This is a genomic window from Kitasatospora gansuensis (genome assembly GCF_014203705.1).
In the GTDB taxonomy this organism is placed as follows: domain Bacteria; phylum Actinomycetota; class Actinomycetes; order Streptomycetales; family Streptomycetaceae; genus Kitasatospora; species Kitasatospora gansuensis.
Genome location: NZ_JACHJR010000001.1, coordinates 2,872,354 through 2,898,174 on the forward strand (window position 1 = coordinate 2,872,354; position 25,821 = coordinate 2,898,174).

The window sequence follows — 25,821 nt, forward strand, 5'->3', positions numbered from 1 at the left end:
CCGTCGAAGGAGTGTGGACACAGAGGTGCACTCCGCCCGGCAGGACGAGAAACAGCCCGGCGAACACCCGGGCAGGAGGCACCGCGCTCAGCAGGCGCGGCAACAGATCGCCGAACACGCACGGGCCAGGTCGACATCAAGCCGACGGCTCAGGTGTGCGTGACGGGTCATGGCCCCATGCTCCCGTGCTGACACACCGTCACACAACCACCGTCTCACGGTACGGAAGGTAGGGGCTCGGGGCTCTGCTGATGTGCGGCTCCGCCGCGTGGGCGACGCCGACCTTTTGGCAGGTGCTCAACCGTCTACGGCCAGGGGCTCGGGGAACTGCGACGCCAACCTCGTAAAAGGTGATCCGTCCGTAAATGGTCAGGCACTTTCGCAGTGATACCCGCCAGCCACGAACCGTCGCCGTTCCCCGAGCCCCTACCTTCCGAACCACCTGCCTAGGCGGCAGCCACGAGCACCTCCGCCGGCTCCAGCGCCAGCCGCAGCACCTCCCGGACGTCCGCGACGGGGTGCACGGTGAGCCGCTCCAGCACCTCCGCCGGCACGTCGTCCAGGTCGGGTTCGTTGCGCTTGGGGATGATCACCGTGGTGACCCCGGCCCGGTCGGCCGCGAGCAGCTTCTGCTTCACGCCACCGATCGGCAGCACCCGCCCGGTCAACGACACCTCACCGGTCATCGCGACGTCCGTCCGCACCTTGCGGCCGGAGAGCAGCGAGGCCAGTGCGGTGGTCATCGTGATGCCCGCGCTCGGCCCGTCCTTGGGGACGGCCCCGGCCGGGACGTGCAGGTGGATGCCGCGCTCGCGCAGCCCGGTCACCGGCAGCTCCAGCTCGGCGCCGCGCGACCGCAGGTAGGAGAGCGCGATGTGCGCGGACTCCTTCATCACGTCACCCAGCTGCCCGGTCAGCGTCAGCCCGGTGGAACCGGTCTCCGCGTCCGCCAGCGAGGCCTCGATGTAGAGCACGTCACCACCGGCACCCGTGACGGCCAGCCCGGTCGCCACACCCGGCACCGCGGTGCGCCGCTCCGCCGGCTCCTGCGCGGCCTCGGGCGTGTGGTGCGGGCGCCCGATCAGCGCGCGCAGCTCGTCCGGGCCGATCGCCGAAGGAAGCTCGCGCTCCCCGAGCTCGCTCTGCGCCGCCACCTTCCGCAGCACCCGGGCGATCGAACGCTCCAGGTTCCGGACGCCGGCCTCCCTGGTGTACTCCCCGGCCAGCTTCCGCAGCGCGGCCTCGTCGACCGTCACCTCACCGGTCGTCAGCCCGGCCCGCTCCAGCTGACGGGGCAGCAGGTGGTCCCGGGCGATGACGACCTTCTCGTCCTCGGTGTAGCCGTCCAGCCGGACCAGCTCCATCCGGTCGAGCAGCGGCTCGGGGATGGACTCCAGCACGTTGGCGGTGGCGAGGAAGACCACGTCGGAGAGGTCGAGCTCGACCTCCAGGTAGTGGTCCCGGAAGGTGTGGTTCTGCGCCGGGTCGAGCACCTCGAGCAGGGCGGCCGCCGGGTCGCCCCGGTAGTCGGAGCCGACCTTGTCGATCTCGTCCAGCAGCACCACCGGGTTCATCGAACCGGCTTCCTTGATCGCCCGCACGATGCGCCCGGGGAGCGCGCCGACGTACGTGCGCCGGTGCCCGCGGATCTCCGCCTCGTCCCGTACGCCGCCGAGCGCCACCCGGACGAACTCGCGCCCCATCGCCCGCGCCACCGACTCGCCCAGCGAGGTCTTGCCCACCCCGGGCGGACCGACCAGCGCCAGCACCGCGCCGCCACGGCGCCCGCCGACCGAGCCGAGCCCCTGGTCGGCCCGGCGCTTGCGGACCGCCAGGTACTCGACGATCCGGTCCTTCACATCGCCCAGCCCCGCGTGGTCGGCGTCCAGCACCGCCCGCGCGCCCGCGATGTCGTACGCGTCCTCGGTCCGCTCGTTCCACGGCAGCTCGAGCACGGTGTCCAGCCAGGTGCGGATCCAGGAGCCCTCGGGCGACTGGTCGGAGGACCGCTCCAGCTTGTCGACCTCCTTGAGCGCCGCCTCGCGGACCTTCTCGGGCAGCTCGGCCGCCTCGACCCGGGCCCGGTAGTCGCCCTCCTCGTCGGCCGGGTCGCCGTTCAGCTCGGCCAGCTCCTTGCGGACGGCGTCCAGCTGACGGCGCAGCAGGAACTCCTTCTGCTGCTTGGCCACGCCCTCCTCGACGTCCTTGCGGATGGTGTCGTTGACCTCCTCCTCGGCGAGGTGGTCGCGGAGCAGGGTGAGTGCGTACTCGAGCCGGGCCAGCTGGTCGGCCTCCAGCAGCACCTTGAGCTTCTGCTCGGCGGTGGCGAACGGGGCGTAGCCGATGTTGTCGGCCAGCTCGCCGACTCCCTCGATCTGGGCCACCCGGTCGACGATCTGCCAGGCGCCACGCTTGCGCAGCCACTGGGTGGACAGCGCCTTGTACTCCTTCACCAGCTCCGCGGCCCGCCCGGCCACCGGCAGCCCGGGGTCGGACTCGCGGAACGGTCCGGTCTCCACCCAGAGCGCCGCACCGGGACCGGTCGTCCCGGCGCCGATCCGCACCCGGCGGACGGCCCGGACCAGCGCGGCCGGGTCGCCGTCGGCCAGCCGGCCGACCTGTTCGACGGTGGCCAGCGTGCCGACGGCGGCGTACGAGCCGTCCAGCCTCGGCACCAGCAGGACCTGGGGCTTCGCCCCGCCGCCGACACCGGCCCGGGCTGCCTCGACGGCGGCTCGCACCTCCGTGTCCGACAGGTCCAGCGGGACCACCATGCCGGGCAGGACCACCTCGTCGTCGAGCGGCAGCACGGGCAGAGTGAGCGGTGTGGACGTCGATGCCATGATCTCTCCCCAGTCAGTGAAGTTGAGTTGACCTGACTAAGGTTTGGCGGACGCCGATTGTTCCCCGGCCGCTGTTCGCCCTGAGCGATCACCTGCGAGGCCGGTGGGGCCAGGGCTCTGACCTGCGATCAGGCCCGCGAGGGGACCAGCCTGCGGACCAGGCGCCGCACCGGCAGCCCCCGCTCGGAGCCCCCGCGCAGCCAGTGGCCGACGGCCACCCCGATCAGCAGCGCGGACGGGTGGCCGACCCGGCTGACGAGCTCGGACTCGGAGAGGAACTGATAGCCCGTCATGGTGACCGCGCCGACCAGCAGAACCGGCCGCCCGCGCCCCGGGAGCAGCGCCGCCAGCGCGCCCAAACTGGCCAGTACGCCGTAGCTGACACCGATGTCCACGCTGTCCAGCGCGTCGGGGGCGAGCCGTCCGGCGGAGACCGCGAGCCCGACCGCCGCCTGCGAGAGCAGGGTGGCCAGCACGTGCCCGGCGGCCAGCACGCCGACCGTGCGCGCGGCGCCGATCCGGCGCTCCAGCGGCGCGACGGTGAGGGCGAAGGCCCAGAAGTACGGCATCCAGACCGGCCCGGCCACCCAGAGCCCGCTCAGCACCAGCGCCCGGACGGGATGGTCGAGCAGGTTGTGGCCGTCCGAACTGGAGAACGCCTGGAGGCGGTCGACCAACTCGGCGTCGCCGAACCGGGCGAACAGGGTGGTGGCCAGCAGCACGGCGAGATACCCGAGTGCGAGGGGGTTGCGGCGGGGCGTGGGCACGAACCTCCGCAACCGCGACCGGAGATCAGCCATTCCACCCACCACCCGATTCGTGCCACCATGTGACTTGTCGTGCTCACGGTACTTCTCGGTCCTGGGAGCGCGCTGTGAATCCGCTGTGAACATGGTTCGAGCCAGCACACCCGTTGGTCCGGACCATCCCTTTGTTTACGGACAAGTAGCCGCTGTCCTGAGGAGTCTGCCATCCCTTCGACGGCATACGCACCGTTACGGGCGATATTTTCGCCGGGTAAGGTATCGCCCCGTGCCTCAACCCCGGCAGGGTCGGCACCGGCCCACAGGCCGGTTGTGTCCGGTTCACCTGCCGGGATGCTCGCGGTGTCCGTACGCTGCGAACAGTGCCGAGCGGTGCGCGGACCACACCCGCGCACCCCTTCGCAGCCCGAGACCTCGGCGGACGGTCCGGGTGACCTTGACGGGCCTGACACAGGTCTGTCACGACGGAAACAAGACGACTACGAGCGGACCCCGCTGTCCCCACAGGCAGCCGGGCCGCAGCCCTGGGGGCGGTGGCGTGACCGTGACTGAAATTCAGCAAGAGACCATCAACAGCAGCACTGCGGTGAGCACTCAGCGACGAGTGCTCGTCGTCGAGGACGAACCCACCATCGCGGAGTCCATCGCGGCCCGGCTCGGTGCCGAGGGATTCAAGGTCGCGGTGGCGCACGACGGCCCCGGCGCGGTCGACGGCTTCCACACCTGGCAGCCCGACCTGGTGGTGCTGGACGTGATGCTGCCCGGCTTCGACGGCCTGGAGGTCTGTCGCCGGATCCAGGCCCAGCGCCCGGTGCCGGTGCTGATGCTGACGGCCCGCGACGACGAGACCGACCTGCTGGTCGGCCTCGGGGTCGGCGCCGACGACTACATGACCAAGCCGTTCTCGATGCGCGAGCTCGCGGCGAGAGTGAACGTACTGCTGCGCCGGGTCGAGCGGGCCCAGCAGGCCGCCCGTACGCCCGCCCTGGGCAGCCTGCGGTTCGGCGAGCTGGAGATCGACCACGTGCAGCGCCGGGTCCGGATCGGCAGTGGCGACGTCCACCTGACGCCGACCGAGTTCGACCTGCTCGCCTGCCTGGCCGCCCAGCCGCGCGCGGTGCTCACCCGTGAGCAGCTGCTCGCCGAGGTCTGGGACTGGACCGACGCCTCGGGCACCCGCACGGTGGACAGCCACGTGAAGGCGCTGCGCCGGAAGATCGGCGCCAGCTGGATCCGCACCGTCCACGGCGTCGGGTACGCCCTGGAAGCACCGCTCTCCTAGTAGGGCACGGAGCCGGGCCACCGGGGGGCCCACGCTTCGTCAGCTCGACCGGCGAGTCTCGCGGGGGGACGACGCAGAGGCGACATGACCTTTCCACAGCAACGCAACGGTGCACCGCGCGGTGCGGGCGATCCGGCCCGCCGCGGCCTGGCCAGCCGGGCCGCCAGTCGGCTCTGGGCCGACGTCAGACCGCTGGACCCGGTCCGGTCGATCAAGGGCAAGCTGACCCTGCTGGTGATCGTCTCGGTCTTCCTGGCCAGCCTGATGGTGGTGGTCGCGATCCGGTCCGAGACCCAGATCCGGATCATCATGATCTTCTCGATGATCGCCTCCCTGCTCTTCATGCAGTTCCTCGCCCACGGCCTGACCGCGCCCCTGCGCGACATGACCGCCGCCGCCAGGGCGATGGCCGAGGGCGACTACAGCAGCCGGGTGGAGGTCAACTCCCGGGACGAGATCGGCGAGCTGGCCGCCACCTTCAACAAGATGGCCGGCGACCTGGAGGCCGCCGACCGGCACCGCCGGGAGCTGATCGCCAACGTCTCGCACGAACTGCGGACGCCGATCGCCGCGCTGCGCGCCGTCCTGGAGAACGTGGTGGACGGGGTGGTCCAGCCCAATCCGAAGACCCTCGGCGCCGCGCTGGAGCAGACCGAGCGGCTCGGCCGCCTGGTCAGCCACCTGCTCGACCTGTCCAAGCTGGACGACGGCGTGGTGCCGCTGGACGCCCGCCGGTTCGAGGTCAGGCCGTTCCTGGACGGCGTGCTGCGCGGGCTCACCGTGGACGGCGCGACGGCCGGCGGCGCGTACGGCCGGCGGGAGGACGTCCGACTGGCGCTGGAGGTCCGCCCGCCCGCGCTGGCCGCGGTGGCCGACCCCGAGCGGCTGCACCAGGTGGTGGCCAATCTGGTCGACAACGCCTGCAAGCACTCCCCCACCGGCGGCACGGTGACCGTCCGGGCGACGGCGGGCGAGGGCCCGGGCGCCCTGCTGCTCGAGGTCGAGGACGAGGGCCCCGGCATCCCCGAGCAGGACCGCGGCCGGGTCTTCGAGCGGTTCGGCCGCAGCGGCACCGCCACCGCGCTGGGCCCGGGCAGCGACGGCGGCACCGGCCTGGGGCTGGCCATCGCCCGCTGGGCGGTGGATCTGCACGGCGGCCGGATCGGGGTGGCCGAGACCGCCCGGGGCTGCCGGATCGTGGTCGCGCTCCCCGGCGGGGTACCGTCCGACCAGGAGTTGTCACCGAACTGGGACATTCCCGCGGCGGGGACTCCAGCAGATCCGGCGCGCCTGCACTGACCTGCGCTAATGTCCTTTTATGAGGGGATTTCCACCGTCTTGGGAGGCGATCGCTTCCCCGCCGTTGGAACTTTCTAACGCACAGTTTCGGCCAAATTACGGGTCGGCACTGTGATCTGGGTGACGCCTGGCCCAGGGGGACTGCGCGATCAGTGATCGTAGGCGTAGCCTTAATCCCCGCTGTCCACCATCCCAAAAGGAAGCGGAAGAGGGCGGTTGCCCCGTGTCGCCACACCCTGAAACCCCCGTCAGCTCGGCAAGCTCCACTGGCTTCGGCCCCAACGAGTGGCTCGTCGACGAGATCTACCAGCAGTACCTCCAGGATCCGAACTCGGTTGACCGAGCCTGGTGGGACTTTTTCGCCGACTACAAGCCCGGTACCGAGGTGACTCCAGTGACCCAGGCCGCGACCCAGGTCGGCCCCACGCCGACCGCCGTTGCCGCCCCTGCCCCTGCTGCTGTTCAGGCGGCGCCCGCCCCCGCTGCACCGGCCGCTGCCCCTGTGGCCGCGCCGGTCCAGCCGGCGCCTGCGCCACTGGCCGCAGCTCCGGCCGCGCCGCCCGCGCCGAAGGCGGCCCCCGCGGCCGCTGCCGCGCCGGCCGCGGGTTCGGGCCCCGAGCTGATCCCGCTGCGTGGCCCCTCCAAGGCCGTGGCGACCAACATGGACGCCTCGCTGGAGGTGCCGACCGCGACGTCGGTGCGTGCCGTGCCGGCCAAGCTGTTGATCGACAACCGCATCGTCATCAACAACCACCTGCAGCGCGCCCGTGGCGGCAAGGTCTCCTTCACCCACCTGATCGGTTACGCCCTGGTCCAGGCCATCAAGGCCAGCCCGGGCATGAACCACAGCTACAAGGTGGAGGACGGCAAGTCCTACCTGGTCAAGCCCGAGCACGTGAACCTCGGCCTCGCCATCGACCTGGTGAAGCCGAACGGCGACCGCCAGCTGGTCGTCGCGGCCATCAAGAAGGCCGAGACGCTCGACTTCCTCGGTTTCTGGCAGGCCTACGAGGACATCGTCCGCCGGGCCCGCGCCAACAAGCTGACGATGGACGACTTCACCGGCGTCACCGTCTCGCTGACCAACCCGGGCGGCATCGGCACCGTGCACTCCGTGCCGCGCCTGATGCAGAACCAGGGCACCATCGTCGGCGTCGGCGCGATGGAGTACCCGGCCGAGTTCCAGGGCTCGTCCCCGGACACCCTGGCCAAGCTGGGCATCTCCAAGATCATGACCCTGACCTCGACCTATGACCACCGGGTCATCCAGGGCGCGGCCTCGGGCGAGTTCCTGCGGACGATCCACCAGCTGCTGCTCGGCGAGCACAACTTCTACGACGACGTCTTCGAGTCGCTGCGGATCCCGTACGAGCCGGTCCGCTGGGCCACCGACGTCGCCACCACCCACGACGACGAGGTCAACAAGACCGCGCGCGTCATGGAGCTGATCCACTCCTACCGGGTCCGCGGTCACCTGATGGCCGACACCGACCCGCTGGAGTACAAGCAGCGCAAGCACCCCGACCTGGACGTGGTCCAGCACGGGCTGACGCTGTGGGACCTGGAGCGCGAGTTCGCGGTCGGCGGCTTCGGCGGCCAGAAGATGATGAAGCTCCGCGACATCCTCGGCCTGCTGCGCAACACGTACTGCCGCACCGTCGGCATCGAGTACATGCACATCCAGGACCCGAAGCAGCGCAAGTGGCTGCAGGAGCGCCTGGAGAAGCCGTACACCAAGCCGGAGCGCGAGGAGCAGCTGCGCATCCTGCGCCGGCTGAACTCGGCCGAGGCCTTCGAGACCTTCCTGCAGACCAAGTACGTCGGGCAGAAGCGCTTCTCGCTGGAGGGCGGCGAGTCGCTCATCCCGCTGCTGGACGCCACCATCGACGCGGCGGCCGAGCACCGTCTCGACGAGGCCGTCATCGGCATGGCCCACCGCGGCCGGCTGAACGTGCTGGCGAACATCGTCGGCAAGCCGTACGGCAAGATCTTCGGCGAGTTCGAGGGCAACCTCGACCCGAAGTCGATGCACGGCTCCGGCGACGTGAAGTACCACCTGGGCTCCGAGGGCACCTTCACCGGTCTGGACGGGGAGACCATCAAGGTCTCGCTGGCCGCCAACCCCTCGCACCTGGAGGCCGTCGACCCGGTGGTCGAGGGCATCGTCCGCGCCAAGCAGGACGTGCTGGACCAGGGCGGCACCACCTTCCCGGTGCTGCCGATCCAGATCCACGGTGACGCGGCCTTCGCCGGCCAGGGTGTCGTCGCGGAGACCCTGAACATGTCGCAGCTGCGCGGCTACCGCACCGGTGGCACCATCCACCTGGTGGTCAACAACCAGGTCGGCTTCACCGCCGCCCCGGCCAGCAGCCGCTCGTCGATGTACTGCACCGACGTGGCGCGGATGATCGAGGCGCCGATCTTCCACGTGAACGGCGACGACCCGGAGGCCGTGGTCCGCGTCGCGCGGCTGGCCTTCGAGTTCCGTCAGGAGTTCCACAAGGACGTCGTGATCGACCTCATCTGCTACCGCCGTCGCGGTCACAACGAGGCCGACAACCCGTCGTTCACCCAGCCGCTGATGTACGACCTGATCGACAAGAAGCGCTCGGTGCGCAAGCTCTACACCGAGGGTCTGATCGGTCGCGGCGACATCACCATGGAAGAGGCGGAGCAGGCGCTCCAGGACTTCCAGGGTCAGCTGGAGAAGGTCTTCTCCGAGGTCCGCGACGCGGCCTCGGCGCAGGCCCCGGCCGCCAACGGCAAGCCGCAGGCCGACTTCCCGGTCAACATCCAGACCGGCATCTCCGCCGAGATGGTCAAGCGGATCGCCGCCTCGCAGAGCAACCTGCCGGAGTGGCTGACGGTGCACCCGCGCCTGCTGCCGCAGCTGCAGCGCCGCACCGCCTCGGTCGAGGACAACACCATCGACTGGGCGATGGGCGAGACGCTCGCCATCGGCTCGCTGCTGATGGAGGGTCACCCGGTCCGGCTGGCCGGCCAGGACAGCCGTCGTGGCACCTTCGGCCAGCGCCACGCGGTGCTGATCGACCGGGTCACCGGCGAGGACTACACCCCGCTGCTGTACCTGACCGAGGACCAGGCCCGCTACACCGTCTACGACTCGCTGCTCAGCGAGTACGCGGCGATGGGCTTCGAGTACGGCTACTCGCTGACCCGCCCGAACGCGCTGGTCATGTGGGAGGCGCAGTTCGGCGACTTCGTCAACGGCGCGCAGACCATGGTGGACGAGTACATCGCCTCCGCCGAGCAGAAGTGGGGCCAGCACTCCGGCGTCACCCTGCTGCTGCCGCACGGCTACGAGGGCCAGGGCCCGGACCACTCGTCCGCGCGTCCGGAGCGTTTCCTGCAGATGTGCGCGCAGGACAACATGACGGTCGCGATGCCGACCCTGCCGTCGAACTACTTCCACCTGCTGCGCTGGCAGGCGCACAACCCGCACCACAAGCCGCTGATCGTCTTCACCCCGAAGTCGATGCTGCGTCTGAAGGCGGCGGCGAGTGCGGCGGCGGAGTTCACCTCGGGCTCGTTCCGTCCGGTCATCGGTGACACCACCGTCGACCCGGCGAACGTGCGCAAGGTGGTCATCACCGCGGGCAAGTTCTACTACGACGTCGAGGCGGCCCGTACCGAGCGCGGGGTCACCGACACCGCGATCGTCCGGGTCGAGCGGCTCTACCCGCTGCCGGTGGCCGAGCTCCAGGAGGAGCTGGCCAAGTACGGCGACAACGTCCAGTTCGTCTGGGCGCAGGAGGAGCCGGCCAACCAGGGTGCCTGGCCGTTCATCGCGATGAACCTGGTGGACCACCTCCAGGTCGTGATCGGCCGCAGCGCCAACGGCGGCGCCCGGCTCCGTCGGGTCGCCCGCAACGCCTCGTCCGCCCCGGCGGTCGGCTCGGCCAAGCGGCACGCCGCCGAGCAGCAGGGCCTGCTCGAGGAGATCTTCACCATCTGACGCTCCGTCGGTGGCCGTGGGCCCCGTCCTCCGCTTCGGCGGCGGGCGGGGCCCATGGTCGTTCCGGTCCCAAGTCGCCTTCTGCTGCCGTATGTTCGTCCCACTGCTGAGCGATTCTTCGGGGGAGCCTTCGGATGACCACGGATTCGGTGTTCCAGCCGCTCTCCGCGGACGACCCGCACGAGGTCGGCGGGTACCGGCTGGCGGCCCGGCTCGGGGCCGGCGGGATGGGGCGGGTCTACCTGTCGTACACGCCGGGCGGGCGGCCGGTGGCGGTGAAGGTGGTCCGGCGGAAGTTCGCCGCCGACCCGGAGTTCCGCCGTCGGTTCCGGCACGAGGTGGCCAACGCCCGGCGGATCCACGGCCTGTACACCGCGCTGGTGATCGACGCGGGCCCGGACGACCCGACGCCCTGGCTGGCCACCGCGTACGTACCGGGGCCCTCGCTCCAGCAGGTGGTGCGGGAGTACGGGCCGCTGCCGGTGCGCACCGTGCTGCTGCTGATCGGCGGGATCGCCGAGGCGCTGCAGGCGATCCACGGGGTCGAGGTGGTGCACCGGGACCTCAAGCCGGCCAATGTGCTGATGGCCGCGGACGGGCCCCGGGTGATCGACTTCGGGATCGCCAGGGCCGCCGACTCCACCGTGCTGACCGACTCCGGCTCGATGATCGGCTCGCCGCCGTTCATGGCCCCGGAGCAGGTCCGCGGCCTGCCGGTGACGCCCGCCACCGACGTCTTCGCGCTGGGCGCGCTGGCCGCGTACGTGCTGACCGGCGCGCTGCCGTTCGGCGACGGTCCGGACACCGCGGTGCTCTACCGGGTGGTGCACGAGGAGCCCGAGCTCGGCCAACTGCCGGACACCCTGCGGCCGTTGCTGGCCGCCTGCCTGGCCAAGCGGCCGGACGACCGGCCCCGGCCGGCCGAGCTGATCCGGGCTGCCCGTGAACACCCGCTGATGGGCGGGGAGTTGAGGTTCACCGAGAACTGGCTGCCGGACCCGGTGACGCTGGAGATCGCCCGGCGGTCCGCGCTGCTGAAGCCCCCGCCGCCGACCGCCCCGCCCCGGCCGCAGGCCCCGCCGCCCGTGGCCGTGGCCGTGGCCGTGGCCGCCCCGGCGCCGACCGCTCCGGCCACGGCACCCGTCGCCGCCCCGCCGAGGCCGCTCGCGCCCCCGCCGCCGGGCGGGTACGGCCCGCCGCCCGCACCGCCTGCCGCCCGGCGGTGGAACCGGCCGCTGCTGACCGGCGGCCTGGCGCTGGCCGCCCTGGTCACGGCCGGCGTGGCGCTCTGGCCGGAGTCGACGGACGACGGCCCGTACGCCGCGGTCTACCGCGACCGGCAGCTGACCATCCCGCCCGCCGGGGACTACGAGTTCGACCTGGACGACGGCAAAGTGGTGCCGAGCGGCGAGTCCTCCTGGAACGTCACCACGCTGGGGCCCGAGTTCCGGGTGCACGGCGAATCGGACGTCTTCGTCGGCAACGGCACCGACCGGCTCGGCCCGCAGACCTGTGCGGTCGGGGTGGAGAGCGAGCCCGCCTCCGGCTCGATCAAGTTCGACCGGGTGCCGCCCGGGCGGTCGTTCTGCGTACGGTCCCGGGCGACCGGCTCGGTGGCGGTGCTGCGCGTGGTGAAGCTCGGCGACAGCGACGGCCGGGCAACCTGCTCGCTGAGCTACTACCGCTACCAGGGCTGATCACCGGGCCGGACTATCCTGGGCCGGTCACACCCCAACCGACCGGAGCACACCGTGTACTTCACCGACCGCGGCATCGAGGAGCTGGCGAGCCGGCGCGGCGACGAGGAGGTCACCTTCGAGTGGCTGGCCGAGCGCCTGCGCGAGTTCGTCGACCTGAACCCGGACTTCGAGATCCCGGTCGAGCGGCTGGCCACCTGGCTGGCCAGGCTCGACGACGAGGACGAGGACTGATTCACTCGGTTCCTGAGGGCCCGACGGCAGCTGCCGTCGGGCCCTCACGTTTCCCTGAGCCGACCCTGACGTTCCCCCGAGGGCGCCTTGACTTCGCCGTCACGCGATATATCGTGTTGTTCAGGGAGACGCGATACATCGCGATCCGACAACGGGAGGCGGACACAATCATGGGCAAGTGGACGGTCAACGAGCCGGACCGGATCATCCTGGACGAGCCGGTCGAGACCTTGCACGTACGGGTGGTCGCGGGTGCGGTGAACGTGGTCGCCACCGACGGCCCCGCCCGGCTGGAGGTCACCGAGCTGGAGGGCGAGCCGCTGCAGGTCACCCTGGAGAACGGCGTCCTGACGGTCACCTACCAGGACCTCGCCTGGAGCGAGCTGGCCGACTCGGTCAAGTCCGTGGAGACCGTGAAGAGCTTCTTCGGCGGGCTGCGCCGCAAGCGCCGCGCCGTGGTCTCGCTCTCCGTCCCGGCGGGCTCCGAGGTGCGGGTCGGCTCGGTCTCCGCCGACGCCACCGTCTCGGGCATCACCGGCAAGGTCGCGGTGCACGGCGCCAGCGGCGAGACCACCCTGGCCGGCCTGACCGGCCGTACCGACGTCAACACGGTGACCGGCGACGTGAACGCCGAGTCGGTGGCCGGCGAGCTCCGGGTCAACACCGTCTCCGGTCACCTCACCGTGGTCGCCGGGACGGCGGACCGCCTGCTCGCCAAGTCGGTCAGCGGCTCGGTCACCCTGGACGTGGACACCGCCACCCCGACCGACCTGCACGTCACCACGGTCAGCGGCGCGGTCGCCGTCCGGCTGCCCTCGCAGGCCGACACCAAGGTCGAGGCGGGCAGCACCGGCGGCGAACTCTCCAGCACCTTCGAGGAGTTGAAGGTCGGCGGCAGCTGGGGCACCAAGAAGCTCAGCGGCCAGCTCGGCTCCGGTACCGGCCGGCTCCAGGTCACCACCGTCTCCGGCGCCGTGACGGTGCTCCGCCGCCCGGACGCGGAGCCCGAGCACATCGACCTGGTCAAGGAACTCCCGGCCGCCGCCCCCACCGACACCACCTCCCAGGAGAGCTGACATGACCCCCGTCTTCGGCCACGGCCGACTCCGCCTGTACCTGCTCAAGCTGCTGGACGAGTCCCCGCGGCACGGCTACGAGGTGATCCGCCTGCTGGAGGAGCGGTTCGAGGGCCTGTACGCCCCGTCGGCCGGCACCGTGTACCCCCGGCTGGCCAAGCTGGAGCAGGAGGGCCTGGTCGCGCACAGCACCGAGGGCGGACGCAAGGTCTACCGGCTCACCGACGCCGGCCGCACCGAACTGGCGGCCCGTCAGAGCGAGTTGGCCGAGCTCGAGGTGGAGATCCGGGAGTCGGTGGCGCAGCTCGCCGGGGCGATCCGGGAGGACGTCCGGGACAGCGCCAAGGACCTGCGGGCCGAGCTCTGGGGCGCCGCCAAGGACGCCCCGCGCCCCAAGTCCGAGGACGGCGGCGACCCGTGGGCCGGGCCGTGGGGCGACAAGGAGTCCTGGCAGCGCGCCAAGGACGAGTTCGTCCAGTTCAAGGCGCAGGCCAAGGAGCAGGCCAAGCGGGCCAAGGAGCAGGAGCGGGCGGCCAAGCAGAAGGCCAAGGCCGCCGAGGACGAGGCCCGCCGGCTGCGCGCGGAGGCCAAGGCCTCCCGGACCGCCGCCCAGCAGGAGGCGCTGCGGATCAAGCGCCGGATCGAGCAGCAGATCAAGGACGCCGCGGCCGGCGGCGACTGGTCCGCCGGGCTCGCCGAGGGCATCTCCGAACTCACCCGCTCGCTGGCCGGCCTGGCCGACGCCGCCAAGTGGGGCCACAGCACGGACGCCCCGGCCGAGGAGATCACGCTCGACCGGATCGACCTCGACAAGATCGACCTGGACCGGATCGACTTCGACAAGCCCGCCGACCTCCCCGCCTGGGCCGCCGTCGACCCCGCCGCCGATCCGGCCCGCGAGCTGGAGCGGCTGCTCGACCGGCTCCGCGACCAGGCCCGCGACACCGCCCGGGACACCGGCGTGACGCCCGGTCAACTCGCCGCAGCCCAGCGGGTGCTGGCCGCGGCGGCCGAGCAGCTCGGCCGCGCGCTGGGCCGCTGACCGACCGAGGAGGGGCGGTACCGGAAGACCGGTACCGCCCCTCTTCGCGTGCGCCGATTTCCCGTTGTGACAAGTGAGGATCGTGTGAAAAGATCACGCGCGGATCGGGCGTGGTCGCACTTCTTGCGCCGCCCTCCCTCTCCTTCTCCTGCCCAGGGGGGCATCATCAAGACGCGTAGCGCGGCACTGGTTGCCGCCATCCTGCTCGGCGCACTGGCGGCCCCGGTCACCGCGACCGCCGCGCCGGCCCACCTCTATGTCGACAACAACGCCGGGGCGCACTGCACCGACGCGGGCACCGGCCTGCAGTCGGCGCCGTACTGCACCGTGCAGGCCGCTGCCGACCACGTGGTGGCCGGCCAGACCGTGCACATCGCGGAGGGCCACTACCCGGAGCAGGTCACCCTGACCCGCTCCGGCACCGCCGAGGCGCCGATCACCTTCCTCGGCGGCGAGGACCGACTCAGCCCGGACTGGAGCTTCGCCACCCTCGGCGGGACCCACGACAACGACACGCCGCACGCCATGGTGATCACCGGCGCCAGCCACCTGGTGCTGAACGGCCTGAACTTCCAGGGCAGTTCCGGTGAGAGCCTGCTGATCGACGGCGCCAGCGACGTCACGATCACCCGCAGCACGGCCGAGCGGTCCCGGCCGCGCACCCGCGCCATCCTGCTGACCAACGCGTCCGAGCAGATCACCTTCGCCCGTTCGCTGCTGGGCAGCCTGGTGCTCAACGGCGGCACCAGGAACACCACCGTGACCGGCAGCGAGATCAACTCGCTGGAGGCGTACGAGTCGCCGGGCACCGTCGTGGTCAACACGAACGTGAACAGCAGCTGCAACGAGGGCATCTCGCTGACCGGTGACTCCCGTGGGGCCACGATCAAGAACACCGTGATCGACACCGGCGACCACTGGTCCAACGAGGCGTGCTCCCCGTTCGCACCCACCACCGGTATCCGGGTGGTGCAGAACTCGACCTACGGCACCACCATCGACTACAACGTGATCAAGCCGGTCAACGGCGCGGGCACCGCGTACTACTGGGGCGAGGAGCGCTACCTCACCCAGCTCGCCCTGACCGACGGGACCGGCCAGGGCGCCCACGACTTCGTCGCCGACCCGGCCATCGGTGGCAGCTGGAGCGGCCCGCAGCTCAGCCCGGTGGTCGACTCGGCCGACGAGACCGCCCTCGGCATCCTCCCGGTGGACCGCGGCGGCCGCCCGGCCGGGGACGACCCGGTGATCCCGAACACCGGTACCGGCAGCGGCTTCCGTGACCGTGGTGCCTGGGAGTTCGCGGACTTCGGCAGCCTCTACACCCCGACCGGTCCGACCCGGATCCTGGACACCCGGGAAGGCATCGGCGGCCCGACCGCGACGGTGAAGCCGGGCACCAGCATCGACCTCCAGGTCGCCGGCGTCGCCGGGGTGCCCGCCCAGGGCGTCACCGCCGTCACCCTGAACGTCACCGTCGACCGGACCACCTCCGGCGGATATCTGACGGTCTATCCGCACGGCCAGAGCCGGCCGAGCTCGTCCAACCTCAACTGGACCGCCGGGACCACCATCCCGAACCTGGTCACCGTCCCGGTCATCGACGGCAAGGTCTCCTTCTACTCCGGCAGTGGCGGACCGATCGACGTGATCGCCGACCTGGCCGGCTACTACAGCAGCAAGGGCAGCGTCTTCACCCCGGCCGGCCCGACCCGGATGCTCGACACCCGGGAAGGCGTCGGCGGCCCCACCGCCCCGGTGAAGCCCGGCACCAGCGTCGACCTCCAGGTCGCCGGTGTCGCGGGCGTGCCCGCCAAGGGCGTCACCGCCGTGACCCTGAACGTCACCGTCGACCGCACCGCCGGCGGCGGCTACCTGACGGTCTTCCCGCACGGCAACGACCGCCCCACCGCCTCCAACCTCAACTGGACCGCCGGGACCACCATCCCGAACCTGGTCACCGTCCCGGTCATCGACGGCAAGATCTCGTTCTACTCCGGCAGCGGCGGGCAGATCGACGTGATCGCCGACCTCGCGGGCTACTACAGCGCCGAGGGCTACACCACCTACCGGCCGACCGGCCCGTGGCGCCTGCGGGACACCCGCCAGACGACCGAGACCGAGAGCGGTCCGATCCCGGCCGGCGCGGTGCCGCCGGGCGGCGAGATCACGGTCGACCTGGGCAGCTTCCCCGCTCCCCGGGGCGTCACGCTGAACGTGACGGTCACCGCGCCGACCGCCGGTGGGTACCTGACGGTCTATCCGTCCGGCGCCACCCGCCCGCTCGCCTCCAACCTCAACTGGGTGGCCGGCCAGACCATCGCCAACCAGGTCGTCGTACCGGTCCTGGAGGACCACAAGGTCCGCTTCTACAACGGCAGCGCGGGCACCGTCCACCTGGTGGTCGACGCCTTCGGCTACCAGTCCTGGTAACCCGGTCCTGACACGCTGAAGGGGCGGTACCCGCGCTGGGTACCGCCCCTTCGACGTGTCACGGCGTCAGGACCAGCTTGCCGAAGACGTCCCCCTTGGCCAGCCGGGCGAACGCGTCCCGGGCCTCGGTGAGCGGCTGGACGGTGTCGACCACCGGGCGGATCCCGGAGTTGGCGCAGAGCGCGAGCAGCGCGGCCAGCTCCTCCTTGGTGCCCATGGTGGAGCCCTGGACGTTGAGTTCGAGGAAGAAGATCCGGTTCAGCTCGGCCGCCTTCGGGCTCGGGCCCGAGGTGGCGCCGGAGATCACGATGGTGCCGCCGGGCTTCAGTGCCTTCACCGAGTGCGACCAGGTGGCGGCGCCGACCGTCTCCATGACCGCGTCGACCCGCTCGGGCAGCCGGGCGCCGCTCTCGAAGGCGGCGTCGGCGCCGAGCCCGAGGGCCCGGGCCCGCTTGGCCTCGTCCCGGCCGGTGACCCAGACCCGCAGGCCGGCCGCCTTGCCGAGGACGATCAGCGCGGTCGCCACACCGCCGCCCGCGCCCTGGATCAGGACGGTCTGCCCCGGCCGGGCGGCCGCCTTGGTGAACAGCATCCGATAGGCCGTCAGCCACGCGGTGGGCAGGCAGGCCGCTTCGGCGAAGGAGAGTTCGGCGGGCTTGGGCAGCAGGTTCCAGGTCGGGACGGCGACCCGCTCGGCGAAGGTCCCCTGGTAACGCTCGGTCAGGATCGACCGCGGCTCGTCCGGGCCGACCCCGTGCCCGCTCTGCCCGATCACCGAGTGGATGACCACCTCGTTGCCGTGCTCGTCGATGCCGGCCGCGTCGCAGCCCAGGATCATCGGCAGCCGCTCGGCGGGCAGCCCGACCCCGCGCAGTGACCACAGGTCATGGTGGTTGAGCGTGGCGGCCTTCACCGTCACCACGCTCCACCCGGGCCTGGCCTCCGGCTCGGGCAGCTCGCCCAACTCCAGTGCGCTGAGCGGGTCATCGGCGTCGATACGTGCTGCATAGGCGGCGAACATGCCCCGGACGATAGCGGTGAACGCCTACTAACCGGAACGGGACACGGGTGTGACGGCGGTAACCAACCCACCGTCACACCCGCGTCCCGAAGAGTCCGGGGTCCGAAGAAGCCCGCGAGGACTAGAGCCGCGCGACACCCTCACGGCGCGCCGCCTCCGCGACCGCCTTGGTGACCGCCGGCGCGACCCGCTCGTCGAACGGCGAGGGAATCACCTTCTGCGGCGTCAGTTCGTCGGCGACCACGGCGGCCAGCGCCTTCGCGGCGGCCAGCTTCATGCCCTCGGTGATCCGGGTGGCCCGGACCTGGAGCGCGCCCGCGAAGATCCCCGGGAAGGCCAGCACGTTGTTGATCTGGTTCGGGAAGTCGGAGCGCCCGGTGGCGACGACCGCGGCGTAGCGGTGCGCGACCTCGGGGTGGATCTCCGGGTTGGGGTTGGCCATCGCGAAGATGAAGCAGCCCTCGGCCATGGTGGCGACGACGTCCTCGGGGACGGTGCCGCCGGAGACGCCGATGAAGACGTCCGCCCCGGCCAGCGCGTCGGCCAGCGAGCCCTTGATCCCGGTCTTGTTGGTGACGGCGGCGATCTCGGCCTTGACGTCGGTCAGGTCGCCCCGGCCCTCGTACACCACGCCGCGGCGGTCACAGACGGCCACGTCGCCGATGCCGGCCGCGACCAGCATCTTGGCGATCGCGATGCCGGCCGCGCCCGCGCCGGAGATGACGGCCCGCAGCGAGCCGATCTCGCGGCCGGTCACCTTGGCGGCGTTCCACAGCGCGGCGGTGGAGACGATCGCGGTGCCGTGCTGGTCGTCGTGGAAGATCGGGATGTCCAGGGCTTCCTGGAGCCGACGCTCGATCTCGAAGCAGCGCGGGGCGGAGATGTCCTCCAGGTTGACGCCACCGAAGGAGGGCGCCAGCCGGACCACGGTCTCGACGATCTCGTCGACCCCGGTGCAGGCCAGCGCGATCGGCACCGCGTCCACGCCGCCGAACTGCTTGAACAGGATCGCCTTGCCCTCCATGACGGGCAGCGAGGCCTCCGGGCCGATGTCGCCGAGTCCGAGCACCGCGGTGCCGTCGGTGACGACCGCGACCACGTTGGACTTCCAGGTGTAGTCGTTGACCAGCTCGGGCTGCTCGGCGATGGCCGTGCAGACCTTGGCGACACCGGGGGTGTAGGCGAGGGACAGGTCGTCCGCATCGCGCACCGGCACCGTCGCCCGGATCTCCATCTTGCCGCCGCGGTGGAGCGCGAAAACGGCGTCGACCGGGTCGTCAGTGTCTTGAGTGCTGGTGTGGATGATCTCCGCTGCCACGATGACCTCTTCGTCATGATCAGCGAGAGCGTGTACCAACGGACGACCGACCCGCTCGGGGATGCCGAAAATCCCGGGACCCGCCGAAGCGGACCCGGAACGGGGTCGGGGCACTGCCGTCGGGCAACGCCCTCGATTGAGGGTTTTTGGGTGTCTCTGCGCTGTGCTTCCGGTCTGCCGAGGCGTCGTCCGGTCGGTACCGGATCATGAGCCTAGGTCGGACTCAGGCATCGCACCTATGCCTTCTTGTCCTTTTAACGCGCATGTCACTCGCCATTAGGGGCAGTTGACGACCCCTGAATTCGGAAGATCCGGGGCCCTGCACCGGCAACGGCGATCATGCACGCACACCCGCAGGAGTGAACACCAGACACGGAGGGGAGCTGGCGCCTCGAATCCGGAGTCGGCGTCTTCGACTTCCGGTTCTGCGCGCCCCAGGCCTGTCGCGACCTGGCGGTCTGAGTTCTGATCGGGGGTCACCCGATACCCGATTCTGACACACCTGAGACCCGATCCGGCAGGGCGGGATGGCAGGATCCCAGTTCCGGCCACCGACCAGGACCGTCCGCGCGCCACGTGAACGCGGTCCCTCCGGTCCGTCGCAGACCCGCGCTCGGCTCGGTGGTCCGGGCACCACCCTCTCCCACAGGAGGAGCTTCACCATGCAGCGAACCACCCTCATACCTCGTCAGATCGGCCGTTGCGGAGCGGCTGTGGCGGCGGGGGCGCTCCTGTTGACCGCGTGCGGCACCGAGCAGCAGAAGCACTCCGCCGACGACCTGCGCTCGCAGGTCCCGGCCGAGCTGAAGGCCGCCGGCGTGCTCCGGATCGGCTCCGACCTGAACTACGCGCCGGTCGAGTTCAAGGGCCCGGACCAGCAGGCGGTCGGCATCGACCCGGAGATCGCCGAGGCGGTCGGCCGGGAGCTCGGTCTGCGGGTCGAGTTCATCGACACCTCCTTCGAGAAGCTGATCCCCGGCCTGCACGCCAAGCAGTACGACGTGGTGATGTCCGCGCTGAGCGACAACCGCCAGCGCCGTGAGGGCACCGACGACTCGGGCGGCCCGGCCGGTCCCGGGCTGGACTTCGCGGACTACTTCATCGCCGGGACCTCGATCCTGGTCCGGGCCGGCAACCCGAAGAAGATCGGCAGCCTGGACGACCTGTGCGGGTACACCGTCGCCCTGCAGCGCGGCACCACCCAGGCGACCGTCATCGAGAGACAGACCGTCGCCTGCACCAAGGCCGGCAAGCCGCTCAAGGTGAAGCTCTTCGAGAACGACGACCTGGCCCTGGCCGAGCTGGCCGCCGGGCGGGCGGACGCGGACCTGAACGACTTCCCGGTGGCCGCGTACGTGGCGCAGCAGCGGGACGGCGGCAAGACCTTCCAGATCGCCGGCGCCCAGCTGCAGCCGGGCCCGTACGGGATCGCGCTGACCAAGGAGAGCACCGCGCTGCGGGAGGTCCTGCTGAAGGCGCTGAACCGGGTGATCCGCAGCGGCGAGTACGACAAGATCCTGGCGAAGTGGAACGTCACGGGGGGTGCGGTGCAGAACGCGGTCGCCAACGGCGGGTTCTGACCGGGTTCGGCCCTGCGGTCTGCATACTTATACGCGGAGTGACAGGGACGCGGAATTGGTCCGGATAGCGGACAGTCTGACCCCTCGTTATCCGATTTTGATCTGAATAGTGACCCGATCCCTGACCCCTGATGGCAGGATTCCCACCAACTCGGATCGCTTCAGCCCACCTCGGCGGAGGGTGGCGACAAGCCCCGGCACCCGTACGCCGCCCCCGCGGCGCGCTCCGCCCAGCCTCTCCCACAGGAGGAACCTCCCCCCATGACCGTCCGTAACCCGCGCACCCGCCTCTTCGCCGCCGGTGCCGTCCTCGCGACCGGTTCGCTGCTGCTCACCGCCTGCGGCAGCAGCGGCAGCTCCTCGCCGAGCGGCGCCGCGAGCCCGAGCGGATCCGTCCAGGCCGTCACCGCCGACGCCTCGCTGGCCGCGCTCGTCCCGGCCGACGTGAAGTCCTCCGGCAAGCTGGTGGTCGCGGTCGACGCGTCCTACGCGCCGAACGAGTTCAAGGACGACAAGGGCAACATCGTCGGCATGGACGTCGACCTGGCCAACGCCGTCGCGAAGAAGCTGGGCCTGACCGCCGACGTCCAGAACTCGCCGTTCACCGCGATCATCCCGGGCATCTCCGCGAAGAAGTTCCAGCTCGGCATGAGCTCCTTCACGGACACCAAGGAGCGCGAGCAGACCGTCGACATGGTCACCTACTTCACCGCGGGCACCTCGTCCGCCGTGAAGAAGGGCAACCCGGAGAAGGTCAGCGCCGACGACCTGTGCGGCAAGAAGATCGCCGTGCAGACCGGCACCACGCAGGCCGACGCGATCAAGGACACCATCAACCCGGCCTGCGCCAAGGCGGGCAAGGCCACCGTCCCGAACGACGGTGACAAGTTCGACCTGCAGACCGACGTGACCACCGCGCTGGTCTCCGGCCGCGACCAGGTCATGATGGCCGACTCGCCGGTCATCGACTACGCGATCAAGCAGACCAACGGCCAGCTGGAGAAGCTCGGCGGCACCACCGACAGCGCGCCGTACGGCGTCGTGGTGGCGAAGGGCTCCGACCTGACCAAGGCGGTGCAGGGTGCGATCCAGGCGCTGATCGCGGACGGCACCTACAAGTCGATCCTGTCGAAGTGGGGCGTCGAGGCCGGTGCGGTCGACAAGTCCGTGATCAACGGCGCCACCAGCTGACCCGTCGTCAGACCCCACCCACCGAAGGTCCCCTGTGAATTCTCCCGACCAAGGGGTGGCGAAGCAGCCGGCACGGCCCGAGAACGTCAAGGCCGTGCCGGTCCGTCACCCCGGACGCTGGGCCGGAGCAGTCGTCATCCTGGTACTCCTGGCGATGCTGCTCCACGCCCTGTTCTACAACAAGGCATTCCAATGGGATGTCGTCGGCAAGTACCTCTTCGACTCCAGCATCACGCACGGCCTGGTCGTGACGCTGGAGCTGACCGCGCTCTCCATGGTGATGGGCCTGGTCGGCGGGGTTCTGCTGGCCGTCATGCGGCTCTCGCCGAACCCGCTGCTCTCCGGCACCGCCTGGCTCTACATCTGGATCTTCCGGGGCACCCCGGTGCTGGTCCAGCTGGTGTTCTGGAACTTCCTCGGCGCGCTCTGGCCGACGCTGTCGATCGGCATCCCGTTCGGCCCGGAGTTCTGGTCCGAGTCGACCAACACGCTGATCCCGGTCTTCACCGCCGCCCTGCTCGGGCTCGGTCTGAACGAGGCCGCCTACATGGCGGAGATCGTCCGCGGCGGCATCCAGTCGGTGGACGAGGGCCAGTCCGAGGCCTCGCACGCGCTGGGCATGAGCCGGTTCACCACCATGCGCCGGATCGTGCTCCCGCAGGCGATGCGGGTGATCATCCCGCCCACCGGCAACGAGACCATCTCGATGCTCAAGACCACCTCGCTGGTCTCGGTGATCGCCCTGGAGGAGCTCTTCCGGGCCGGCCAGAACATCTACTCCCGGACCTTCGAGACCATCCCGCTGCTGATCACCGTCAGCCTCTGGTACCTCTTCCTGACCTCGGTGCTGACCGTCGGTCAGTACTACGTCGAGCGGTACTACGCGCGGGGCAGCAACCGAGCGCTGCCGCCCACCCCGCTGCAGCGGATAAGGGCGCTCGTCCAGGGTCGGCACACCCCGCCGGCCCCACCGGTGGTCAACTCCGGGGTGCACGGCGGAGGTAACTTCTCATGACCGAGCTGACCAAGCAGCAGGACCGGCCCGAGCACCCGATGGTCAAGGCCGAGGGCGTGCGGAAGTCGTACGGGCAGGTCGAGGTGCTCAAGGGCATCGACCTGGAGGTCCGGCAGGGCGAGGTGTTCTGCCTGATCGGTCCGTCCGGTTCGGGCAAGTCCACCTTCCTGCGCTGCATCAACCACCTGGAGAAGATCAACGGTGGCTTCCTGTCGGTGGACGGCGAACTCGTCGGCTACCGCCAGAAGGGCGACCGGCTCTACGAGCTGAAGGACCGTGAGGTCGCGGTCAAGCGCCGGGACATCGGCATGGTGTTCCAGCGCTTCAACCTCTTCCCGCACATGACCGCGCTGCAGAACATCATCGAGGCGCCGGTCCAGGTCAAGGGCGAGAGCCGGAACGAGGCGAAGCAGCGGGCGATGGCCCTGCTGGAGCGGGTGGGCCTGGCCGACAAGGCCGCCAACTACCCGTCGCAGCTCTCCGGCGGCCAGCAGCAGCGGGTGGCGATCGCCCGGGCGCTCGCCATGAAGCCCAAGCTGATGCTCTTCGACGAGCCCACCTCGGCGCTCGACCCGGAGCTGGTCGGCGACGTCCTCGACGTCATGCGCGACCTGGCCCGGGAGGGCATGACGATGATCGTGGTCACCCACGAGATGGGCTTCGCCCGCGAGGTCGGCGACGCGCTGGTCTTCATGGACGGCGGCGTGGTGGTCGAGTCCGGCCACCCGCGCGAGGTGCTCACCAACCCGCAGCACGAACGGACCAGGGCCTTCCTCTCCAAGGTGCTCTGACCCGGCGCGCAGGCGCCCGTACGATCCCCGGATCGCACGGGCGCCTGCCGCGTTTCCGCCGGAAGTAATACCCTGGGGGCAGCTCGCCCGTTACCGGCCCTGGAAGGACCCCCGTGGAGCTCGCCGCGTACGCCAACTTCGCCGTTCGGCTGGTGAACAGCGAGGAGCCCGAGCGGGGCACCGACTCGCTCACCTCGGTCGAGGCGGTACGGGCACTGTTCGGCCCCTCGGGCCGGGCCGCCGGGCTGGCCGACGAGGCCGACCTGCCCCGGCTGCGGGCGGTCAGGACCAGGCTGCGCGGGGTGTTCGAGGCGGCCGCCGAGGGCGACGAGGTCCGCGGGGTGGACCTGCTGAACAGCCTGATGATCGAGTACCCGGTCAGCCCGCTGGTCTCCGGCCACGACTACCTGGACGACGCCGGGCGGCCGCGCTGGCACCTGCACCTGGCCGACAACGCCCCCACCGCCGCCGCCAACTTCACCGCGGTGGCCTGCATGGGCCTGGCCATCCACCTCACCGAGCTCGGCGCCGACCGGCTCGGCATCTGCCAGGCCGCCCCCTGCCGGAACGCCTACCTGGACACCTCCACCAACCGCTCCCGCCGCTACTGCTCCGACCGCTGCGCCACCCGCGCCAACGTCGCGGCCTACCGCGCCCGCAAGCGCGAGGAGGCCCGCCGGGCCGCCCCGGCGGCCTGACCGACCGTCACAGCTCGAGATCGACCGGCCGGTACGGGCCGAGCCGCCCCGGCCGGGGCCACAGCCGCCCCACAACCCGACCGAGCACCAACTCCTCGGCCACCGGCCCGTACTCGCGGCTGTCGCTGCGCACGCCCTGGTTGTCGGAGAGCATCCACCACCCGTCCGGCCGCCGCTCGGCCGCCCGCTTGAGCACCAGCAGCTCCGGCCGGCGGGGGTGCCGGAACAGCGCCACCGCCCCCGGACGCACCCGCGCCCCGTAGCGGACCAGCACCAGGTCGCCGTCGCGCAGCCGGGGCCGCATCGAGGGCCCGGCCACCGTGACCACCCCGAACGGCAGTAGCGCACCGCCCTGCTGTCGCCCCGTCACCCCGACTCCCCCCTCCGCACACCCAAACCAATCCTCTGAGGGTAATCTCAGGCGCGGGAAGACGATCTAAGGAAGGACTCCCAATGCGTCTGTTTGCTTCGCGCGTCACCGCGCACGCTCACTGCGACCTGCCCTGCGGCGTGTACGACCCGGCCCAGGCCCGCATCGAGGCCGAGTCGGTGAAGGCCACTCAGGAGAAGTACCAGGCCAACGAGGACCCGGTCTTCCGGGCCCGGGCCATCGTCATCAAGGAGGAGCGGGCCGAGCTGGTCAAGCACCACCTCTCGGTGCTGCACACCGACTACTTCAAGGCCCCGCACTTCGAGAAGTACCCGCAGCTGCACGAGCTGTTCAACAACGCGGGCAAGGCGGCCTCGGCCGCCAAGGCGTCCACCGACCCGGCCTCCGGCCAGGCCCTGCTGGACCTGATCGCCGAGATCGACTCGATCTTCTGGGAGACCAAGAAGGCCGCCGCCTGATCCCGGAGCCCACGCTCCTGTGCCCGGCCGCTCACCGAGCGGCCGGGCACGCGTGCGTCCGGGCCCGCCCCGAAAACGTCTTTCCGGACCGTCCGGGGTCCCGAGTAGGCTCGCTCGTATGATCCGCACCGCCGTAGCCACCGACGTCCCCCTGATCCTCGACCTGATCCGCGAGCTGGCCGACTACGAGAAGGCCCCGCAGGAGGCCGTCGCCACCCAGGAACAGTTGACCGAGGCGCTGTTCGGGGCGAACCCGGCCATCTTCGGCCTGATCGCCGAGGACGACGAGAGCGGCGAGGCGGTCGGCTTCGCGCTCTGGTTCCGGAACTTCTCCACCTGGCGCGGCACCCACGGGGTGTACCTGGAGGACCTGTACGTCCGCCCGAGCGCGCGCGGCGGCGGCCACGGCAAGGCCCTGCTGACCGAGCTGGCCAGGATCTGCGTGCGCAACGGCTACTCCCGGATGGAGTGGTCGGTGCTGGACTGGAACGAGCCCTCGATCGGTTTCTACCGGTCGCTCGGCGCCGTCCCGATGGACGGCTGGTCGGTCTTCCGGCTGACCGACACGGCCCTGACCGCGCTCGGCGCGGAGTAGCGCACCCCCCACCGGAGTTCGAACAGGTTAGCTCGTTCCCGTGACGACGGTCCTGGATCGCGACAAGCGTCGGTCGATAGCGGTAACGTCACGGGCGGATGCGCGGCGTTCCGACCT

General features: G+C 70.8%; 20 protein-coding genes. 15 read left to right on the top strand and 5 right to left on the bottom strand.

Going from position 1 to position 25,821, the window contains the following annotated elements:
• Positions 1-446: 446 nt before the first annotated feature.
• Both lon and F4556_RS12600 read right to left on the bottom strand, forming a co-directional pair.
• Positions 447-2,843 carry an endopeptidase La gene (gene lon, locus F4556_RS12595; protein WP_184914366.1) on the bottom strand — a complete coding sequence of 799 codons (2,397 nt, stop codon included), beginning with the start codon at positions 2,841-2,843 and terminating at the stop codon, positions 447-449.
• Between the two features lie 128 nt (positions 2,844-2,971).
• Positions 2,972-3,610, bottom strand: coding sequence for a rhomboid-like protein (locus F4556_RS12600; protein ID WP_184914368.1), 639 nt, complete (start codon positions 3,608-3,610; stop codon positions 2,972-2,974).
• A gap of 541 nt (positions 3,611-4,151) precedes the next feature.
• On the opposite strand from F4556_RS12600, the gene F4556_RS12605 reads away from it, so the two are divergent.
• The 8 genes from F4556_RS12605 (at position 4,152) to F4556_RS12640 (ending at position 16,646) form a co-directional block, all read left to right on the top strand.
• Positions 4,152-4,889: a response regulator transcription factor gene (locus F4556_RS12605; protein WP_184914369.1), complete on the top strand. Its 738-nt coding sequence runs from the start codon at positions 4,152-4,154 to the stop codon at positions 4,887-4,889.
• Positions 4,890-4,973: 84 nt separating this feature from the next.
• Positions 4,974-6,188, top strand: a complete 1,215-nt coding sequence (locus tag F4556_RS12610; protein ID WP_184914371.1) for a sensor histidine kinase — start codon at positions 4,974-4,976, stop codon at positions 6,186-6,188.
• 223 nt (positions 6,189-6,411) lie between these two features.
• On the top strand, positions 6,412-10,164 hold the full coding sequence (locus F4556_RS12615) for a multifunctional oxoglutarate decarboxylase/oxoglutarate dehydrogenase thiamine pyrophosphate-binding subunit/dihydrolipoyllysine-residue succinyltransferase subunit (RefSeq protein WP_184914373.1): 3,753 nt from the start codon (positions 6,412-6,414) through the stop codon (positions 10,162-10,164).
• A 134-nt stretch (positions 10,165-10,298) separates the two neighbouring features.
• On the top strand, positions 10,299-11,861 hold the full coding sequence (locus tag F4556_RS12620) for a serine/threonine-protein kinase (RefSeq protein ID WP_184914374.1): 1,563 nt from the start codon (positions 10,299-10,301) through the stop codon (positions 11,859-11,861).
• A gap of 54 nt (positions 11,862-11,915) precedes the next feature.
• On the top strand, positions 11,916-12,095 hold the full coding sequence (locus tag F4556_RS12625) for a DUF6104 family protein (RefSeq protein WP_057226968.1): 180 nt from the start codon (positions 11,916-11,918) through the stop codon (positions 12,093-12,095).
• 170 nt (positions 12,096-12,265) lie between these two features.
• Positions 12,266-13,171, top strand: coding sequence for a DUF4097 family beta strand repeat-containing protein (locus tag F4556_RS12630; protein WP_184914375.1), 906 nt, complete (start codon positions 12,266-12,268; stop codon positions 13,169-13,171).
• Between the two features lies 1 nt (position 13,172).
• Positions 13,173-14,213, top strand: coding sequence for a PadR family transcriptional regulator (locus F4556_RS12635; protein ID WP_184914376.1), 1,041 nt, complete (start codon positions 13,173-13,175; stop codon positions 14,211-14,213).
• Between the two features lie 123 nt (positions 14,214-14,336).
• On the top strand, positions 14,337-16,646 hold the full coding sequence (locus tag F4556_RS12640) for a right-handed parallel beta-helix repeat-containing protein (protein ID WP_184914377.1): 2,310 nt from the start codon (positions 14,337-14,339) through the stop codon (positions 16,644-16,646).
• 58 nt (positions 16,647-16,704) lie between these two features.
• Here the strand turns inward: F4556_RS12640 and F4556_RS12645 are convergent, their stop codons facing one another.
• Positions 16,705-17,667, bottom strand: a complete 963-nt coding sequence (locus F4556_RS12645; protein ID WP_184914378.1) for a zinc-binding dehydrogenase — start codon at positions 17,665-17,667, stop codon at positions 16,705-16,707.
• Positions 17,668-17,788: 121 nt separating this feature from the next.
• Positions 17,789-18,985, bottom strand: coding sequence for an NAD(P)-dependent malic enzyme (locus F4556_RS12650; RefSeq protein ID WP_184914379.1), 1,197 nt, complete (start codon positions 18,983-18,985; stop codon positions 17,789-17,791).
• A gap of 662 nt (positions 18,986-19,647) precedes the next feature.
• Between F4556_RS12650 and F4556_RS12655 the strand changes: the two genes are divergently transcribed.
• The 5 genes from F4556_RS12655 (at position 19,648) to F4556_RS12675 (ending at position 24,260) form a co-directional block, all read left to right on the top strand.
• Complete coding sequence (locus F4556_RS12655) at positions 19,648-20,565, top strand: ABC transporter substrate-binding protein (RefSeq protein WP_184914381.1); 918 nt, start codon at positions 19,648-19,650, stop codon at positions 20,563-20,565.
• A gap of 261 nt (positions 20,566-20,826) precedes the next feature.
• On the top strand, positions 20,827-21,756 hold the full coding sequence (locus F4556_RS12660; RefSeq protein ID WP_184914383.1) for an ABC transporter substrate-binding protein: 930 nt from the start codon (positions 20,827-20,829) through the stop codon (positions 21,754-21,756).
• A gap of 55 nt (positions 21,757-21,811) precedes the next feature.
• Positions 21,812-22,771 carry an amino acid ABC transporter permease gene (locus tag F4556_RS12665; protein WP_313068282.1) on the top strand — a complete coding sequence of 320 codons (960 nt, stop codon included), beginning with the start codon at positions 21,812-21,814 and terminating at the stop codon, positions 22,769-22,771.
• Positions 22,768-23,562 carry an amino acid ABC transporter ATP-binding protein gene (locus F4556_RS12670; protein WP_281403647.1) on the top strand — a complete coding sequence of 265 codons (795 nt, stop codon included), beginning with the start codon at positions 22,768-22,770 and terminating at the stop codon, positions 23,560-23,562. The genes F4556_RS12665 and F4556_RS12670 overlap by 4 nt, the downstream gene beginning before the upstream one ends.
• Positions 23,563-23,675: 113 nt before the next feature.
• Positions 23,676-24,260 (top strand): CGNR zinc finger domain-containing protein, encoded by a 585-nt coding sequence (locus F4556_RS12675; RefSeq protein WP_184914385.1) that lies wholly within the window; start codon positions 23,676-23,678, stop codon positions 24,258-24,260.
• A 7-nt stretch (positions 24,261-24,267) separates the two neighbouring features.
• On the opposite strand, the gene sodX is transcribed toward F4556_RS12675, so the two are convergent.
• Positions 24,268-24,630 (bottom strand): nickel-type superoxide dismutase maturation protease, encoded by a 363-nt coding sequence (gene sodX, locus F4556_RS12680; protein ID WP_313068283.1) that lies wholly within the window; start codon positions 24,628-24,630, stop codon positions 24,268-24,270.
• Positions 24,631-24,713: 83 nt separating this feature from the next.
• Here sodX and sodN point away from each other — a divergent pair, with 83 nt between their 5' ends.
• Both sodN and F4556_RS12690 read left to right on the top strand, forming a co-directional pair.
• Positions 24,714-25,109, top strand: a complete 396-nt coding sequence (gene sodN, locus F4556_RS12685) for a superoxide dismutase, Ni (protein WP_184914387.1) — start codon at positions 24,714-24,716, stop codon at positions 25,107-25,109.
• A 118-nt stretch (positions 25,110-25,227) separates the two neighbouring features.
• On the top strand, positions 25,228-25,704 hold the full coding sequence (locus F4556_RS12690) for a GNAT family N-acetyltransferase (RefSeq protein ID WP_184914389.1): 477 nt from the start codon (positions 25,228-25,230) through the stop codon (positions 25,702-25,704).
• Positions 25,705-25,821 lie beyond the last annotated feature (117 nt).

Bases quoted from the DNA above. Each gene is read 5' to 3' on its own strand.
- F4556_RS12645 (WP_184914378.1), bottom strand. From the start codon at position 17,667: ATGTTCGCCGCCTATGCAGCACGTATCGACGCCGATGACCCGCTCAGC.
- F4556_RS12655 (WP_184914381.1), top strand. From the start codon at position 19,648: ATGCAGCGAACCACCCTCATACCTCGTCAGATCGGCCGTTGCGGAGCG.
- F4556_RS12620 (WP_184914374.1), top strand. From the start codon at position 10,299: ATGACCACGGATTCGGTGTTCCAGCCGCTCTCCGCGGACGACCCGCAC.
- F4556_RS12670 (WP_281403647.1), top strand. From the start codon at position 22,768: ATGACCGAGCTGACCAAGCAGCAGGACCGGCCCGAGCACCCGATGGTC.
- F4556_RS12660 (WP_184914383.1), top strand. From the start codon at position 20,827: ATGACCGTCCGTAACCCGCGCACCCGCCTCTTCGCCGCCGGTGCCGTC.
- lon (WP_184914366.1), bottom strand. From the start codon at position 2,843: ATGGCATCGACGTCCACACCGCTCACTCTGCCCGTGCTGCCGCTCGAC.
- F4556_RS12635 (WP_184914376.1), top strand. From the start codon at position 13,173: ATGACCCCCGTCTTCGGCCACGGCCGACTCCGCCTGTACCTGCTCAAG.
- F4556_RS12690 (WP_184914389.1), top strand. From the start codon at position 25,228: ATGATCCGCACCGCCGTAGCCACCGACGTCCCCCTGATCCTCGACCTG.
- F4556_RS12610 (WP_184914371.1), top strand. From the start codon at position 4,974: ATGACCTTTCCACAGCAACGCAACGGTGCACCGCGCGGTGCGGGCGAT.
- sodN (WP_184914387.1), top strand. From the start codon at position 24,714: ATGCGTCTGTTTGCTTCGCGCGTCACCGCGCACGCTCACTGCGACCTG.
- F4556_RS12630 (WP_184914375.1), top strand. From the start codon at position 12,266: ATGGGCAAGTGGACGGTCAACGAGCCGGACCGGATCATCCTGGACGAG.